Annotated in this window: 14 protein-coding genes; 10 read left to right on the forward strand and 4 right to left on the reverse strand. The window is 69.2% G+C overall.

Annotation, left to right across the window (positions count from 1 at the left end; genetic code table 11):
- Positions 1-18 precede the first annotated feature (18 nt).
- Complete coding sequence (locus ABH941_RS05015; RefSeq protein WP_370127337.1) at positions 19-519, forward strand: nuclear transport factor 2 family protein; 501 nt, start codon at positions 19-21, stop codon at positions 517-519.
- A 100-nt stretch (positions 520-619) separates the two neighbouring features.
- Here ABH941_RS05015 and ABH941_RS05020 read toward each other — a convergent pair whose 3' ends face one another.
- Positions 620-1,795, reverse strand: coding sequence for an acyl-CoA dehydrogenase family protein (locus ABH941_RS05020; protein ID WP_370127338.1), 1,176 nt, complete (start codon positions 1,793-1,795; stop codon positions 620-622).
- A 121-nt stretch (positions 1,796-1,916) separates the two neighbouring features.
- Between ABH941_RS05020 and ABH941_RS05025 the strand changes: the two genes are divergently transcribed.
- Together ABH941_RS05025 and ABH941_RS05030 are read left to right on the forward strand one after the other, a co-directional pair.
- The gene (locus tag ABH941_RS05025; RefSeq protein WP_370127339.1) at positions 1,917-3,107 is read left to right on the forward strand and encodes a CaiB/BaiF CoA transferase family protein; all 1,191 of its coding nucleotides are present in this window, start codon (positions 1,917-1,919) and stop codon (positions 3,105-3,107) included.
- A 53-nt stretch (positions 3,108-3,160) separates the two neighbouring features.
- Complete coding sequence (locus tag ABH941_RS05030; protein WP_370127340.1) at positions 3,161-3,826, forward strand: GntR family transcriptional regulator; 666 nt, start codon at positions 3,161-3,163, stop codon at positions 3,824-3,826.
- Positions 3,827-4,064: 238 nt separating this feature from the next.
- Here the strand turns inward: ABH941_RS05030 and ABH941_RS05035 are convergent, their stop codons facing one another.
- The gene (locus ABH941_RS05035) at positions 4,065-4,718 is read right to left on the reverse strand and encodes a class I SAM-dependent methyltransferase (protein ID WP_370127341.1); all 654 of its coding nucleotides are present in this window, start codon (positions 4,716-4,718) and stop codon (positions 4,065-4,067) included.
- A gap of 240 nt (positions 4,719-4,958) precedes the next feature.
- Here ABH941_RS05035 and ABH941_RS05040 point away from each other — a divergent pair, with 240 nt between their 5' ends.
- From ABH941_RS05040 to ABH941_RS05060, 5 genes are all read left to right on the forward strand, one after another.
- Positions 4,959-5,663, forward strand: a complete 705-nt coding sequence (locus tag ABH941_RS05040; protein ID WP_370127342.1) for a hypothetical protein — start codon at positions 4,959-4,961, stop codon at positions 5,661-5,663.
- Positions 5,664-5,744: 81 nt separating this feature from the next.
- Positions 5,745-6,005, forward strand: a complete 261-nt coding sequence (locus ABH941_RS05045; protein ID WP_370127343.1) for a hypothetical protein — start codon at positions 5,745-5,747, stop codon at positions 6,003-6,005.
- Between the two features lie 6 nt (positions 6,006-6,011).
- Positions 6,012-6,317 (forward strand): hypothetical protein, encoded by a 306-nt coding sequence (locus tag ABH941_RS05050; RefSeq protein WP_370127344.1) that lies wholly within the window; start codon positions 6,012-6,014, stop codon positions 6,315-6,317.
- Positions 6,314-6,868, forward strand: coding sequence for a potassium channel family protein (locus tag ABH941_RS05055; protein ID WP_370127345.1), 555 nt, complete (start codon positions 6,314-6,316; stop codon positions 6,866-6,868). Before ABH941_RS05050 ends, ABH941_RS05055 begins: the two co-directional genes overlap by 4 nt.
- 376 nt (positions 6,869-7,244) lie before the next feature.
- On the forward strand, positions 7,245-10,145 hold the full coding sequence (locus ABH941_RS05060) for a penicillin acylase family protein (RefSeq protein ID WP_370127346.1): 2,901 nt from the start codon (positions 7,245-7,247) through the stop codon (positions 10,143-10,145).
- 205 nt (positions 10,146-10,350) lie between these two features.
- Here the strand turns inward: ABH941_RS05060 and ABH941_RS05065 are convergent, their stop codons facing one another.
- Together ABH941_RS05065 and ABH941_RS05070 are read right to left on the reverse strand one after the other, a co-directional pair.
- The gene (locus ABH941_RS05065; RefSeq protein WP_370127347.1) at positions 10,351-11,187 is read right to left on the reverse strand and encodes a hypothetical protein; all 837 of its coding nucleotides are present in this window, start codon (positions 11,185-11,187) and stop codon (positions 10,351-10,353) included.
- Positions 11,188-11,469: 282 nt separating this feature from the next.
- Positions 11,470-11,955 carry a MarR family winged helix-turn-helix transcriptional regulator gene (locus ABH941_RS05070; protein ID WP_370127348.1) on the reverse strand — a complete coding sequence of 162 codons (486 nt, stop codon included), beginning with the start codon at positions 11,953-11,955 and terminating at the stop codon, positions 11,470-11,472.
- 243 nt (positions 11,956-12,198) lie between these two features.
- Here ABH941_RS05070 and ABH941_RS05075 point away from each other — a divergent pair, with 243 nt between their 5' ends.
- Positions 12,199-12,564, forward strand: coding sequence for a VOC family protein (locus ABH941_RS05075; RefSeq protein ID WP_370127349.1), 366 nt, complete (start codon positions 12,199-12,201; stop codon positions 12,562-12,564).
- A 43-nt stretch (positions 12,565-12,607) separates the two neighbouring features.
- Positions 12,608-13,624: a hypothetical protein gene (locus ABH941_RS05080; RefSeq protein WP_370127350.1), complete on the forward strand. Its 1,017-nt coding sequence runs from the start codon at positions 12,608-12,610 to the stop codon at positions 13,622-13,624.
- Positions 13,625-14,024 lie beyond the last annotated feature (400 nt).

Consider the following 14,024-nt stretch of genomic DNA (forward strand, 5'->3'; position numbering starts at 1 on the left):
CTCCGAAAGGACATCTTCATGACCGCAGATCTCGAAGCCCGCATCCGTCGCCTGGAGGACCGCGTCTCCATCAGCGACACGGTGATCCGGTACGCCACATCGATCGATCGCGCCGACTGGGAACGGTACGCGACCTGTTTCACCGAGACCGTCCACGTCGACTTCTCCGAAGCCGGCATGCCGCCGGGCGACTTCGCACGTGAGGACTTCCTCGGGTTCGCGCGAGCCGGCCTGGGCGGGTTCACCGCCCGCCAGCACCTGAGCCCCAACCATGAGATCGAGTTCGACGAGGACGATCCCGACCGTGCCGTCTGCCGCTCCTACATGTACGCCCAGCACCACCTCGAAGGCGCCGAGGGAGGCGACTTCTTCCTGATGCGCGGCTCCTACACCAATCACATGCGCCGCACCGCTGACGGATGGCGGATCGAGAAGCTCGTCCAGCATCTGAGCTGGAGCGAAGGCAACCAGGACGCGCCCGCGCAGGCGGCAGCCCGCTACCGGGCGGCGACCGTCTGACCCTCGACCGGGCCTCGTCGGTGGAGAGTCCGGGCCTCCGCACCGAGGAGGCCCGGACTGCTTGTCCGCAGGAGCAGTGGGGGCGAATCCGCTCTCCGGGTCAGCGGAAGGCCTGAATGCCGGTGAGGGCGTTGCCGATGACGAGGGTGTGGACCTCGCTGGTGCCCTCGTAGGTGAGGACGGACTCGAGGTTGTTGGCGTGTCGGATCACCGGGTATTCCAGGGTGATGCCGTTGGCGCCCAGCACGGTGCGGCACCGGCGGGCGATTTCCAGGGCCTCGCGGACGTTGTTGAGCTTGCCCAGGCTGATGCGCTCCGGGGTGATCAGGCCCGCGTCCTTGAGGCGTCCCAGCTGGAGGGCGAGCAGCATGCCCTTGCCGAGTTCCAGACACATGTCGGCCAGCTTCTCCTGGGTGAGCTGGTAGCCCGCCAGGGGGCGGTTGAACACGGTGCGGTCGCCGGCGTAGGAGATCGCCGTCTCCAGGCAGTCGCGGGCGGCGCCGAGGGCGCCGAAGACGATGCCGAATCGGGCCTCGTTCAGGCAGCCGAGCGGGCCGGAGAGGCCACGCGCGCTCGGGAGCATCGCGTCGGCGGGCAGCCGGACGTCCTCCAGGACGAGCTCGCTGGTCACGGACGCGCGCAGGGAGACCTTGTGCTTGATGTCGACGGTGGTGAAGCCCGGGGTTCCGGCGGGGACGAGGAAACCGCGGACGCCGTCGTCGGTGCGGGCCCAGACCACGGCGACGTCCGCGACCGAGCCGTTGGTGATCCACATCTTGGTGCCGTTGAGCACCCAGTCCGAGCCGTCCCGCTCCGCGTGGGCACGCATGGCGCCCGGGTCGGATCCGGCGTCAGGCTCGGTCAGGCCGAAGCAGCCGATGAACCGGCCGGCCGCCATTCCGGGCAGCCACTGCTGCTTCTGCTCCTCGGAGCCGTACTTCCAGATCGCGTACATCGCCAGCGAGCCCTGGACGGAGACGAGGCTGCGCAGGCCGGAGTCGACGGCTTCCAGTTCCAGGCAGGCCAGGCCGTAGGAGACGGCGCTGGCCCCGGCGCAGCCGTACCCCTGCAGGTGCATGCCGAGGACGCCCAACTCGCCGAGCTTCAATGCCAGTTCGCGGACCGGCACGACCCCCTGCTCGAACCAGTCGGCGACCTGGGGTCGCAGTTCACGGTCGCCCATGGCCCGGACGGTGGCGCGGATGTCGCGCTCCTCGTCGCTCAGCAGAGTGTCGATACCGAACAGGTCGAAGGGGTGGACGGGCTGGGTCGTCATCGAGGTCTCCCGGCGGCTGACAAGAGCGCGCGACCGGCGCTAGAGTGGATATCGGATGTTGGATCCAATCTGGATCGTAGCCGGACGCCCGGCACTTGCCAAGGTACGAGAGGAAGCCCGCATGTCGCCTCGCAACCCGGTGTCCGAAGGCGCCCTGGCCGGAATCGTCGTAGCCGACTTCGGCCGGGTGCTCGCGGCCCCGTACCTGACGATGCTGCTCGCCGACCTCGGGGCCGAGGTCGTCAAGATCGAGCGCCCCGGCAGTGGCGACGACACCCGGGCCTGGGGCCCGCCGTTCGCGGACGGGGAGGCGACCTACTATCTCGGCGTCAACCGGAACAAGCGCTCCGTCGCCCTGGACCTCGCTGACGAGCAGGGGCGACGGGCCGCCCGGGCGATCGCCGCCCGCGCGGACGTGCTGGTGGAGAACTTCCGGCCCGGCACGATGGAGCGCCTGGGCCTCGGCTACGACGAACTGCGGGGGATCAACCCAGGACTGGTGTACTGCTCGGTGACCGGGTTCGGGACCGCGGGTGGTGCCGCGCTTCCCGGCTACGACTTGCTGGTCCAGGCGATGGGCGGCCTGATGAGCGTGACCGGGGAACCGGAGGGCCGGGGCACCAAGGCCGGCGTCGCCATGGTGGACGTGATCACCGGCCTGCACGCGGGGATGGGCGTCCTCTCCGCCCTGCGCCACCGGGAGCGCACCGGCGAAGGGCAACGCGTGGAGGTCTCACTGCTCACCTCGCTCCTGTCGGCGCTGACCAACCAGGCATCCGCGTTCGTGGCCGGTGGTGTGGTGCCGCTGGCCATGGGCAACCGCCATCCGTCGATCGCACCGTACGAGGTGGTCGACGCCAAGGATCGACCGCTGGCGCTCGCTGTCGGCACTGACCGCCAGTTCGCGTCACTGGCAGCCGAGTTGGGACTTCCAGAGCTCGCCGAAGACCCCCGGTTCGCCACCAACCCGTCACGGGTGGCGCACCGCCAAGAACTGCTCTCGGCGCTCGAAGGACCGCTGCGCACCCGGTCCGCGGACGCCTGGTTCGAGGCCCTCACCGCTGTGGGCGTGCCCTGCGGTCCGATCAACGACCTGGCAGCGGCGTTCGAGTTCGCCGACCGCCTGGGCCTGGGGGCCCGGGTCACCATCGACGATCCGCGCCGTGACACGCCGGTCGAGCAGGTCGCCAACCCCATCCGCCTCGGCGCCACCCCTGCCACCTACCGCAGCGCGCCGCCCCGCCTGGGCGAGCACACGCACGAGGTCCTGGCCGAACTGGACCTGCCGTGCCCGAAGGACGTCAACGCCTAGGATGAACGCGCCCGGCAAGATCCACCCTCCCGGCACCGATGGAGAGACCTGCCATGAACAGCCCCGCGCAGAGGCGGCGACCGCCGACCGCTCAGCAGTTCGTGCTGGGGGAACTGCGCAGGGCGATCACCAGTGGGCAGCTGAAGCCGGGGGCGCCGATCCGCCAGGAAGCGCTCGCCGAGGAGCTCGGCGTCAGCCGCGTCCCCCTGCGTGAGGCACTGAAGACCCTCGAAGCCGAGGCCCTGGTCGTCCATGAGGTGCACCGCGGGTACTTCGTCGCGGAGCTCTCGCTGGCAGACCTGCGTGAGGTCTACCGCATCCGCGAGATCCTGGAGGCTGAGGCTGTCCGGCAGGCATCCGCGCGGATGGGGGAGCAGGCTCTCGCCGCCCTTGAGGCGGCTCAACGCGAGGTGGAGGACGCGGCCGAGGCAGGAGACGTGTCCGGGATGACGGCCGCCAATCGCCGCTTCCACTTCGCGTTGTACGAGACGGCCGACATGCCGCGGCTGGCCCGGCTCATCGCCACACTGTGGGACGCCACCGACGCCTACCGCTCGCTCTACTACGCCGAGGCCGCCAACCGCGACCATGTGGTGCTGGAACACCGCGCGGTACTGGACGCGCTCCGGAGCGGCGCGGTCGACGAGGCAGTGCGCATCCTCGACCAGCACCGGGCCCACGCGGTCGCCGCGCTGGCCGACATGCTGCAACAGGGCTGACTCCGGGATCGGTGAGGACGCGGGACCGTGCGAGCGGCTCGTCCGGCGTTTCCCGTGATCAGCCGTCGGCCAAGTGGGCGAGCGTCCACCTGTGGCCTGATCTCACGCGTGTCCACGCTGGAACGCGCCACAGTCTGTTTGACAGTGCGTCAAGGGTTGTGGATCGCGCGACGTTTGCTCTCACCCCGGACTTTGCCGGTCCGGCCTTCCATTTCTGGCCCGGGTCGGATCCAGTCGGTCAGACCGTGGCGATCACGGCATAGCGTTCGTCGGTTACCGCGCGGCCCCACAAGGCCGCATCGCCGCTGAGGGGTTCGACGCGCAGGTCGGTGACGAGGGGGCGCACCGTGGCAGCGAGGTCGTCCGCGCCGATGCCTCCCGCCCAGGGCAGGGCTTCGGCACCGACGACGTACGGGGTTGCGCTTTGCCCAGCTTCCCGCCAGCGGCCTTCGACCAGGACGAGGGTGCCGCCAGGGCGGATACGGGCGATCCAGTCGGTGAGTGCGATATGCGGGTCGGGCAGGGTCCACATCAGGTGGCGGGAGAGCAGGACGTCGAACCGCTGGTCGCCGGTGGGCGGGGCGGCGGCGTCGCCGACGAGGAAGCGCCCCGCCAGGCCAGCGGCCGTCAGCTTCGCCCGGGCGTGCTCGACCATCCGCGGGGCGAGGTCGACGCCGGTGACCCGGTGTCCGGCCTCGGCTGCCAGCAGGGACAGTGATCCAGTTCCGCAGCCCACGTCCAGGACGTCCACCGGTTCGGTCGGCAGCCAGGAGTTGAGGAGGTTGGCCCAGGCGTCGCGGGTCTCCGGGGCCCGCAGGCCGTGGTCCGGCTCGTCGTCGAAGCGGGACGCGGCAGTGTCCCAGTAGGTGGTGATGGCAGCGGTGTGTTTCATCCCGTGATCCTTTCAGCCGCCACTGACAACGCCCCCGAGCAGAGGGGACTCAGCAGGTGGGTCCGTTGAACCGGTTCGGTTCGGCCCGGGGCTGGCGAGCTGGACCGATCAGGTGGGGACGATCCGGGGGCGGGTCGGGGCCGGAGCCGGCGATGCGGCCTGCGGAACCGAAACCCTGGGCCAGGGAGGCACAGGCGAGTCGCTGTCCCGGAGCAGGAACAGAAATGGATCGAGAAATGGATGTGGTGGTGCGTCCAGGAGTTCGGCCATGAGGTCCTGCACCGTCCGGTCGAGCTGCCGGGGCCCGGCTTCTTCCCCGTCGGCTACGACGGCACCCCGGACCGGATCACGGAGCTCCTGAAGCGGGTCTGCGCGGTCATGGAGGTCGACTTTGCGGACCTGGCCGTCGAGTACTTCCGCACTCCCGAGCCCGATCCCAAGGCGCTGGGGCGCAGAGGCGATCGGCATGATGTCGGGCGCTACCACCAGGACGGGGAACGGCACGCCATCGAACTGGACCTGCGCGAGGCCGACGACCCGCAGAGAATCGCCGGGATATTCGCTCACGAGCTGGGCCACAAACGGCTCCTGGGCGAAGGCCGGCTCCCGGACGACACCACCCATCACGAGAGACTGACCGACCTGGTCACTGTCTTCCTCGGTATGGGAATCTTCAACGCCAACATCGCCTACGAGTACACCAAGTCGATCCATGGCTGGAGTGCCCTGCCACTGGGCGACCTGACCGACCGTATGCTCACCGGCAGTGCCAACGACCCCACCCACACCATCGGCTACCTCAACGAGACCGAGTTCGGATACGCCCTGGCCTGCTATGCCCTGCTGCGCAAGGAGACCGCCCCCGCCTGGGCCGCACTGGTGGATCCTGGGCCGCGCGCGGCACTCCGGCAGGGGCTGCGGTACTTCGCCCGGGAGCACTCGTGAGCGGATTCGCGGCGCATCCTGGCGATCCGTCGCTGCATCTGAAATTACCCCGGTCAACGCGATCCCGCTGTCGGGCGGCCGGTGGGGGCGTTCGGCAGCAGCGGGCAGGACCGGCGCCGACACATCGCCGTCCTGGGCGAGCTGGCCGAGGCGAGGCTGCGGACCCGCCTACGCGACCGGGCCACGGGGGAGTGGGAGGTCGTCGGCATCCCCCTGGCCCTGCGCGAGCTGTGGTCGCGGCGCAGCCGGGCGCTGCGCAAGGCTGCCGGGCCCGGGGCGAGCGCGGCCAAGCGCGGGGTGGTCGCGGCCCGCCTCGCGCAGACCGAGCGCGGTCGCCGGTAGGATCCCGTGCTGCCGCTGGACAGCTGGCGCCGCGAGGCGCAGTGGGTGGTCGGCGACGTCGACCGGATGCTCGCCGACACTGCCCCCGGACTGCCCCGCACCATCGCGGTCCCGCCGACAGCGACCGAAGTGCTGGCCCGGATGCGGCTGCCGCGCCGGGCGGCGGTGCGCCGCACGGGTGGGTGGAGCGCCGCGCGGTCCCGTCGCCGTGCGGACACGCGGAGCGCGGCACACTGCACAGCTTCCGCGACGTGCTGCTCTAGGCTGCGAACTGTGTTCCAGTCGGTCAGTCCTCTTGAAGGCCACGCGTGACGGAATCGGCGTACAACAGCCTCTCTGGGCAGCAGCGGCGCAGGCTCGTAGCCCGCGCGGTGTTGCGTCCCACGCTGACCTCGAGCCTCCTGGTCGTGCTGTACTTCACGCTGCCGATCGGCGAACGCCCTACTGGCAGGACTGAGCTCCTGCTCGCTCTCGGCCTGCTGGCGGTCGGTGTTCTGATCGCCTATCAGGCGCGGGCCATCGCGCGCTCGCGCTTCCCCCGGCTCAAGGCAGTCGAGGCGTTCGCCCTGTCCGTGCCCTGGTTCCTGGTGATCTTCTCTGCGGCGTACTTCCTGATGGCACATGACCGGCCAGGCGCCTTCTCCGAACATCTGACGCGGCTCGACGCGCTGTACTTCACCGTCACCGTGTTCAGTTCGGTCGGATTCGGCGACATCGCTCCCCGATCCGAGCCGGCCCGTGTCGTCACCGTGATCCAGATGCTCGGCGACCTGCTGCTGGTCGGAGTGGCGGTGCGGATTCTTCTCGGCGCGGTCCAGATCGGCCTGCGGCGACGAACGGAAGGCGACCCGCAGGGGGATTGACGGGCAAACCGGGCACGTGCCATCCGGGCCGCTGCTCACCTCCCAGCAGCTACGTCGCCAGGACCGTCGCCGAGACAGGCAGCCGCAGGACCGCCGAGCCGGCCGCGGCCAGCCCCATTGCGACATGCTGGTCTGGCGTCAGTGGGATGTTGTCAGTGACGTCGTCCGTCCGGTGCTTCTCGCTGTCAGTCGTTGTCGAAGGGGCCGATGTCCCAGGTGCCCATGGTGATCTCCTCACTGCTCCGGCGGGGATCAGGGGCCGTCGGGTACCGGCCGACCTTTCTGACTGTTCAGTAGATTACTTTGACATGCCCCCTTCCGAACTCGCCAGTAACTGACCTACCGTCAGTCAAGAGCGCATCAGGAAGGAGCAGGCATGAGACGAGTCAGGCCCTGGCTCAAGGCATTCGCCGCGGTCGCCGCCCTCGCCACCGCAACGGCGCTGGGGTTTCCGCCCGGAGCTGTGCACGCGGCCACCTACGCGTCCAACGACTACTGTCTGGGTCAGTGCAACGACATCCTGCCGCCGGGTGAGAACGGCAACGCAACGCTGGCGGACATCCTGACCAACAAGGTGTTCGGCACCAAGCCGGCGCACACCGACGACCAGCTGGCCCCCTATGCCGGCCTGGTGGACAACTACTCCGGCCTGACCAACTCCACCCTCGGTAGCTTCTTCAACGACGCCTCCTTCGGCGTCCCGTCCAGCCAGGTCGAGAGCACGGTCTCGCCCCGTTCGGACGTCACCATCGTGCGCGACAAGGCCACCGGTGTCCCGCACATCACCGGCACCACCCGCTACGGCACCGAGTACGGCGCGGGCTACGCCGCGGGGCAGGACCGGCTCTGGGTGATGGACCTGTTCCGGCATGTCGGCCGCGGGGAGCTGAGCGGCTTCGCCGGCGGCGCCCTGGCCAACCGCCAGCTGGAGCAGAGCTTCTGGCAGGCCGCCCCCTACACCGAGGCCGAACTCCAGGAGCAGATCAACTCGGTGGCCGCCAAGGGCGGCGCCCGCGGCCGGCAGGCGCTGGCCGACGCCCAGGCGTACGTCGACGGCATCAACGCCTACATCACCCAGGCGTACAACAACCGCACCTTCCCCGGCGAGTACGACCTGACCGGCCACATCGACTCGATCACCAACGCCGGTTCGATCGCGCCGTTCACCCTGACCGACCTGGTGGCGCTGGCCTCCGTGGTCGGCGCGCTGTTCGGCTCCGGCGGCGGCGGCGAGGTGCAGTCCGCGCTGGTGAAGGAGGCGGCCGACGCCAAGTACGGCACCACCGTGGGCGACGAGGTCTGGCAGTCCTTCCGCGAGCGCGAGGACCCCGAGGCGGTGCAGACCCTGCACAACGGCCAGAGCTTCCCCTACGCGCAGGACCCGTCCAGCCCCCAGGGCGAGGCCATGCCGGACGCCGGATCGGTCGTCTCGCAGCAGCTGATCTACGACGCCACCGGCACCGCCGCGAGCTCCAGCGCCAGTTCCTCGGCCGTGGCGGCCAAGAAGTCGGCCACGACCGCCAAGCAGTCGGCGCGGGCCGCCGAGATCAACGCCGGGCCGGCCAGGCTCCGCGGGATCTACGACAACGGCGTGCTGCCGGGCAACCTGCTCACCGCCAAGCACGGGATGTCCAACGCGCTGGTGGTCTCCGGCCAGTACACCGACTCCGGCCACCCGGTCGCCGTCTTCGGCCCGCAGACCGGCTACTTCGCCCCCCAGCTGCTGATGCTGGAGGAGATCCAGGGACCGGGCATCAGCGCCCGTGGCGCGGCCTTCGCCGGCCTGAGCTTCTACGTGGAGCTGGGCCGCGGCGAGGACTACTCCTGGAGCGCCACCTCGGCCGGCCAGGACATCACCGACACCTACGCGGTGACCCTGTGCAACACCGACGGCAGCACGGCCACCACCGGCTCCATGGGCTACCTGTACAACGGGGCGTGCACCCCGATGACCGCGCTGGAGGTCGACGACTCCTGGAGCCCGACCACGGCCGACTCCACCGCCGCGGGCTCCTACAGACTGATCGTGTATCGCACCGACTACGGCCTGGTGCAGTACCGGGCCACGGTCGGCGGGGTCCCGGTCGCCTACACCTCGCTGCGGTCGACCTACATGCACGAGGTGGACTCGATCATCGGCTTCCAGATGCTGAACGACCCCTCGGCGGTGAACTCGCCGGCCACCTTCCAGGCGGCTGTGTCACACATCGACTACACCTTCAACTGGTTCTACGCCGACTCCAGCCACATCGCCTACTTCAACTCCGGCCTCAACCCGGTGCGTCCGACCACAGTCGCCCCGGACCTGCCGATCTGGGCCGACTCGGCGTACACCTGGGACAACTACGACCCCAGCAGCTACACCTCCGACTACGCCCCGGCCTCGGAGCACCCGCAGAGCGTCGACCAGGACTACTACGTGTCCTGGAACAACAAGCAGGCCGACAACTACTCCTCGTCGGACTTCGGCGACGGCTCGGTGCACCGGGCCAACCTGCTCGACGCGCGGGTCAAGGCACTCGTGAACACCGCCGCGGCCGGCGGCGCGAAGGTCGCCCGGGCCACCCTGGCGAAGTCGATGGAGGACGCCGCCGTCACCGACCTGCGCGGTGAGGACGTGCTGCCGGACCTGCTGGCGGTGATCAACAGTTCGCCGGTCACCGACTCCACCCAGGCCGCGCTGGTCGCCAAGCTGCAGGCCTGGCTCAACGACGGCACGAAGCGCAAGGAGACGTCGGCGGGCAGCAAGACCTACACCGACGCCTCGGCGATCCAGACGTTCGACGCCTGGTGGCCGCTGCTGGTGGTGGGCGAGTTCCAGTCGCAGATGGGCGCCGGCCTCTTCAACGCGATGATCGGCGCCCTGCAGATCAACGAGTCGCCCTCGGGCGGCCAGACCGGCCCCAGCGCCGGGTCGTCCGACGTCAACCAGTCGATCCCGCACAAGGGTTCGTCGTTCCAGTACGGCTGGTGGTCGTACGTGGACAAGGACCTGCGCGCGGTGCTCGGCAGGTCCGTCCCGGGCGGTCTGGCCGCGGAGTACTGCGGCGGGGGCAGCCTGAGCGCGTGCCGCACCATGCTGCTGACCACCCTGGTCCAGGCAGCGGCCGAGACGGCGGCGACGGTCTACCCGGCGGACAGTTACTGCTCCGCGGGCGACCAGTGGTGCGCCGACTCCATCGTCCAGCGCCCGCTGGGCGGGATCACCGACGCCAACTCCAACTGGCAGAACCGGCCGACCTACCAGCAGGTCGTCCAGTACCCGTCCCACCGGTAGTCGTACCGGCCCGCACCACCCCGTGGGGCGCGGGGGACCCTCCGCACGGAGCGGATCCCCGCGCCCCACGCGTGCACCTGTCGAACTGCATCGGGCCGACGGCCGCAGGTCAGCCCCGCGTCACGAGCCTGAGAAGGCCGTGCAACGAATCGAAACCCTCACCGAACACGTCCACCTGAAACAGCAGCGAGGTCAATGATCAGGATCAGAGGCGGGGAACAGTGTCCAGGAACCGGTGGAGGGACGACGTCATGCTCTCCACGAAGAAGTCACGGGTCCGCTCGGGGAGCAGGTCCAGGGACAAGTACGGATTGAGGTCCTCAAGTTCGACGAGAAGCAGTTCGCCCTCCTGGGTGCGGCAGGCGTCCACGCGCTGGATGCCGTGGTCGAGGGTGTTCCAGTCGATGAAGCGCCGGGCAAAGGCGAGGTCGGCGTCGGTGGGCTCGTAGGGTTCGAGGACCCAGCGCCGTTCGGGGTCGGGGGCGTTGAGGGCGTACTGGAAGACGTCGTCGACGTAATAGAAGGACACCTCGTAGCGGAAGTCGATGCGCGGTTGGACGAGGACGTCGTCGTAGATGAGGTCGTCCAGCTGCTTCCTGGATACGAAGGTCAGGCCGATGGAGTCCGCGCCTGCCTTCGGCTTGACCGCGTACTGGCCGACTCCGGGCAGCAGGTGCAAGTCCTCGGGCCGGTCGATGGTGGGGATGACCGGATATCCGGAGGCGGTCAGGTTCAGCAGGTACTGTTTGCCGGCCATGTCACCCCGGCCGGACAGCGGGTTGTAGATCCGGGTGCCGCGAGCCCTGGCCTGTTCCCGGAAAGCGTCGTTTTCCTTCTGGTAGTGCAGTACAGGTCCGCTGTTACGGACCACGACCCCGTCGAAGGCGTCCATCAGCGAGGCGGCATCCAGCGGGTGGCACAAGGCCATGTCGAAGGCGTCCCGCAGTCGGGAGGACAGGAAGATGTCCTCGTCGCAGTAGCGCCGCCCTCGGGCTTGGTAGGCGAGGTCGGTCACGAACAGAACTTTGCGGCGGTCGGACATCGCGGATCTCCTCGGGTCACGAATCTACAGGGGTGCGGGTGTGCGACCGGCTCGGTGTCGTGTGCGTCACACCAGACCCCAGACCTGCCTTCAAGACGGCGGCAACTCGGTGTTGAGGCTGTCGGCAGGGTGGCGGGCATGGGTCGCACGGCGTGGGGATTGATCCAGGGGCGCGGCCGTCACGGCTCCTTCGGCGCTTCGGCTCGGACCCGGGGCGAAGCCCAGGACTCCGGTGCGCCCCGGCCAGGGCCCGCCAGCCAGGCCGGGGGCGTTACCCGGTCTTCAGTTGTCGGGGGAGCGCTCGTCCGGGTCGATGGCGTGCATGATGCGTCGGCCGATCTCGCGTAGCTGCCGGGACTGGGCCTTGGTCAGCGGGTCGAAGACCAGGCGGCGCACCTCCTCGACATGGCCGGGCGCGGCTTCGGCCACCTTGGTCCGGCCCTGGTCGGTCAGGATCGCCAGAGTGTAGCGGCCGTCCGCCGGATCGGGGGTGCGGCGCACCCAGCCGCGCTGTTCGAGCCGGGCGACTACCTGGGACAGGCGCGGTAGCGAACCCTCGGTCTGTATCGCCAGCACGCTCATCCGCAGGGTGCGGTCGGGAACCTGGGACAGCTTGGCCAGCACCTGGTACTCGAAGTGGCTGATTCCGGCGTCGCGGCGCAATTGCTCGTCGAGCGCGGACGGCAGCCTGATCAGTGTGCTGGCCAGGGCGAGCCATGTCCGGCTCTCCTCGGCGTCGAGCCAGCGGGGCTCCTGCGGGACGTCCATGACACCAGGATAGCTTAAGAGTTGAAGTGATCCGGTAGCTCCGATCACTTGCATCGTGAAGTGAAGCGGGCTAGCTTGAGTTAAAGATTTAATTGAAGGGGCGCCGAGCGCAGGCTCGGATCACGGCCTGCCGGAAACGCCTCACCGGCGGTGGCGCCCGCGAACTCGTCGTCACGCCCCAGCCGGCCACGACCGCGTAGCAGCGGTACTGGACTTCGGCATCACGCAGAAAAGGAAGCAAGCATGACCACGTCTGTCATCGGCCTCAGCATCGACGTCGCCGACGCCGCCTCCCTCGCCGCTTTCTGGTCGAAGGTGCTCCGCCGCCCGGTCAACCCGGGCGCGACCACCGAGAGCGCCGCGATCGACGCCATCGACCCGACCAGCGGCCCGAAGCTCGCCTTCTGGAAGGTCCCGGAGGCCAAGTCGGTCAAGAACCGCCTCCACCTCGACCTGTGGACCGACGAGTTCGAGGCCGAAAGCAAGCGGCTGACTGACCTCGGCGCCACACCCGTCGCCCACGCCGAGAAGCCGGCGGTCCGCTGGACCACCTTCGCCGACCCGGAGGGCAACGAGTTCGACCTGGTGGCGTCCCTGCCCACGGAGTGACATCGCAATCTCTGAATCATCCGATGCGGAAAGGACATAACTGATGGACCACTTGGATCAGCGAGGAACCACGAGGCGGACGATGCTCCGCACCGGGGCCATGGCCGGGACGGCTGCGGCTCTCGGTGCCTCCGGGGTGCTCGCGGCCGGAGCGGCGCGCGCGGCCACCGCAGCGGCCAACAGCACGCGGCAGCTCCCGTACCCGTCCGGTGTCACGGACACGTCCCACTGCACTCCCGAGATCGCCGCAGTCTTCCGCGGCATCCTCACGGCCAAGAGCAACCACGACGCCGCCGACTTCATGTCCTACTTCTCCTCGGCGAACACCGTCTACATCGATGCCTGCCTGGGCGTCACCATGACCGGCTGGCAGGCGCTGAACGACTTCTTCACCCCCTTTTTCGCGAGCGCGCCTGCCGGGGCGATCTCCTATCCACTGCGTATCGTCGGCGATGCGCGAAGCGCCGCAGTCGAGTTCGTGGACACCCCCGCGTTCTTCGGTCAGGAGATCCGCGCCCTGTCCACCGTCACCTTCGACAACAACCGCAGGATCACCCGCTGGGTCGACTACTGGGACGGCCGCAGCTCCATGATCCAGAACACCGTCGCCAGCACCTACCCCGCCGACTTCAGCGACTCCGAGCAGAACGCGGACCCCGCCGTCGTCCAGGCGGCCCAAGCGCTCCAGGCCGCATTCGCGGCGGGCGACGCCGCCGGGGCCGTCGCCCTGATGTCCTACGACGTGGTCCACGAGGACATGGCCGCGCACACCCGCGTCCGTGGCGCGCTCCAGGCCCAGCGGTACTACACGCGAGCGCTCCGTCAGCTCCCGTACGGCCCGGGCGCCACCCTGGTTCACGCCGAGGGCAGCCGCCAGGGTGGCGGCTACGAGTGGTCGGCCGCCCCGGCCGCGGCCCCGATGCGCCGCGGCCACACCTGCGTCGAACTCGACAAGACCGGCAGGATCAGCCGCCTCACCGCCATCTATGACTCAAGCCTCCTGAGTCACGCCGCCTACCAGTCCCTGGTCGGCCTCGCCGCAGAGGCGCCCCTGTCCTGAGAACGGCCGGACCCCCGGGCGCGGCCCGAGCGACCGGCCTGCATGCCGAGGCCATCGACAAGGAGTTCTTCGCCGACACCGGCCGGCTGGACAGGGGTCCTTCCGAACTCCCTTCCGACCCGGCTCCCGGTCGCCCTATCGGATGCACGGTCGGCCAAGGAATCCGAGACGGATCGCTGCGCCGGGACGCGCGCTGATGCCCCGTTCGGCGGGGTCGAGCAGCCGTCTGACGACCGGTCTGGAGGAGAGCAGGTCCACGTCGGTCGCACGCGGCATCGGCATGTTCGGTCTCTTCCGCGACTGCGCGGGTGGCCGCTCCGCTCGGGTGGCTGGCACGCGATAGCCATTTGGAGGTAATAAGTATGAGTTAGTGTGATTTGCGTCATAGGTTTCGAGTACC

This window comes from Streptacidiphilus sp. EB103A (genome assembly GCF_041261405.1).
GTDB lineage: Bacteria > Actinomycetota > Actinomycetes > Streptomycetales > Streptomycetaceae > Streptacidiphilus.

Bases quoted from the DNA above. Each gene is read 5' to 3' on its own strand.
- ABH941_RS05015 (WP_370127337.1), top strand. From the start codon at position 19: ATGACCGCAGATCTCGAAGCCCGCATCCGTCGCCTGGAGGACCGCGTC.
- ABH941_RS05020 (WP_370127338.1), bottom strand. From the start codon at position 1,795: ATGACGACCCAGCCCGTCCACCCCTTCGACCTGTTCGGTATCGACACT.
- ABH941_RS05025 (WP_370127339.1), top strand. From the start codon at position 1,917: ATGTCGCCTCGCAACCCGGTGTCCGAAGGCGCCCTGGCCGGAATCGTC.
- ABH941_RS05030 (WP_370127340.1), top strand. From the start codon at position 3,161: ATGAACAGCCCCGCGCAGAGGCGGCGACCGCCGACCGCTCAGCAGTTC.
- ABH941_RS05035 (WP_370127341.1), bottom strand. From the start codon at position 4,718: ATGAAACACACCGCTGCCATCACCACCTACTGGGACACTGCCGCGTCC.
- ABH941_RS05040 (WP_370127342.1), top strand. From the start codon at position 4,959: ATGTGGTGGTGCGTCCAGGAGTTCGGCCATGAGGTCCTGCACCGTCCG.
- ABH941_RS05060 (WP_370127346.1), top strand. From the start codon at position 7,245: ATGAGACGAGTCAGGCCCTGGCTCAAGGCATTCGCCGCGGTCGCCGCC.
- ABH941_RS05065 (WP_370127347.1), bottom strand. From the start codon at position 11,187: ATGTCCGACCGCCGCAAAGTTCTGTTCGTGACCGACCTCGCCTACCAA.
- ABH941_RS05070 (WP_370127348.1), bottom strand. From the start codon at position 11,955: ATGGACGTCCCGCAGGAGCCCCGCTGGCTCGACGCCGAGGAGAGCCGG.
- ABH941_RS05075 (WP_370127349.1), top strand. From the start codon at position 12,199: ATGACCACGTCTGTCATCGGCCTCAGCATCGACGTCGCCGACGCCGCC.
- ABH941_RS05080 (WP_370127350.1), top strand. From the start codon at position 12,608: ATGGACCACTTGGATCAGCGAGGAACCACGAGGCGGACGATGCTCCGC.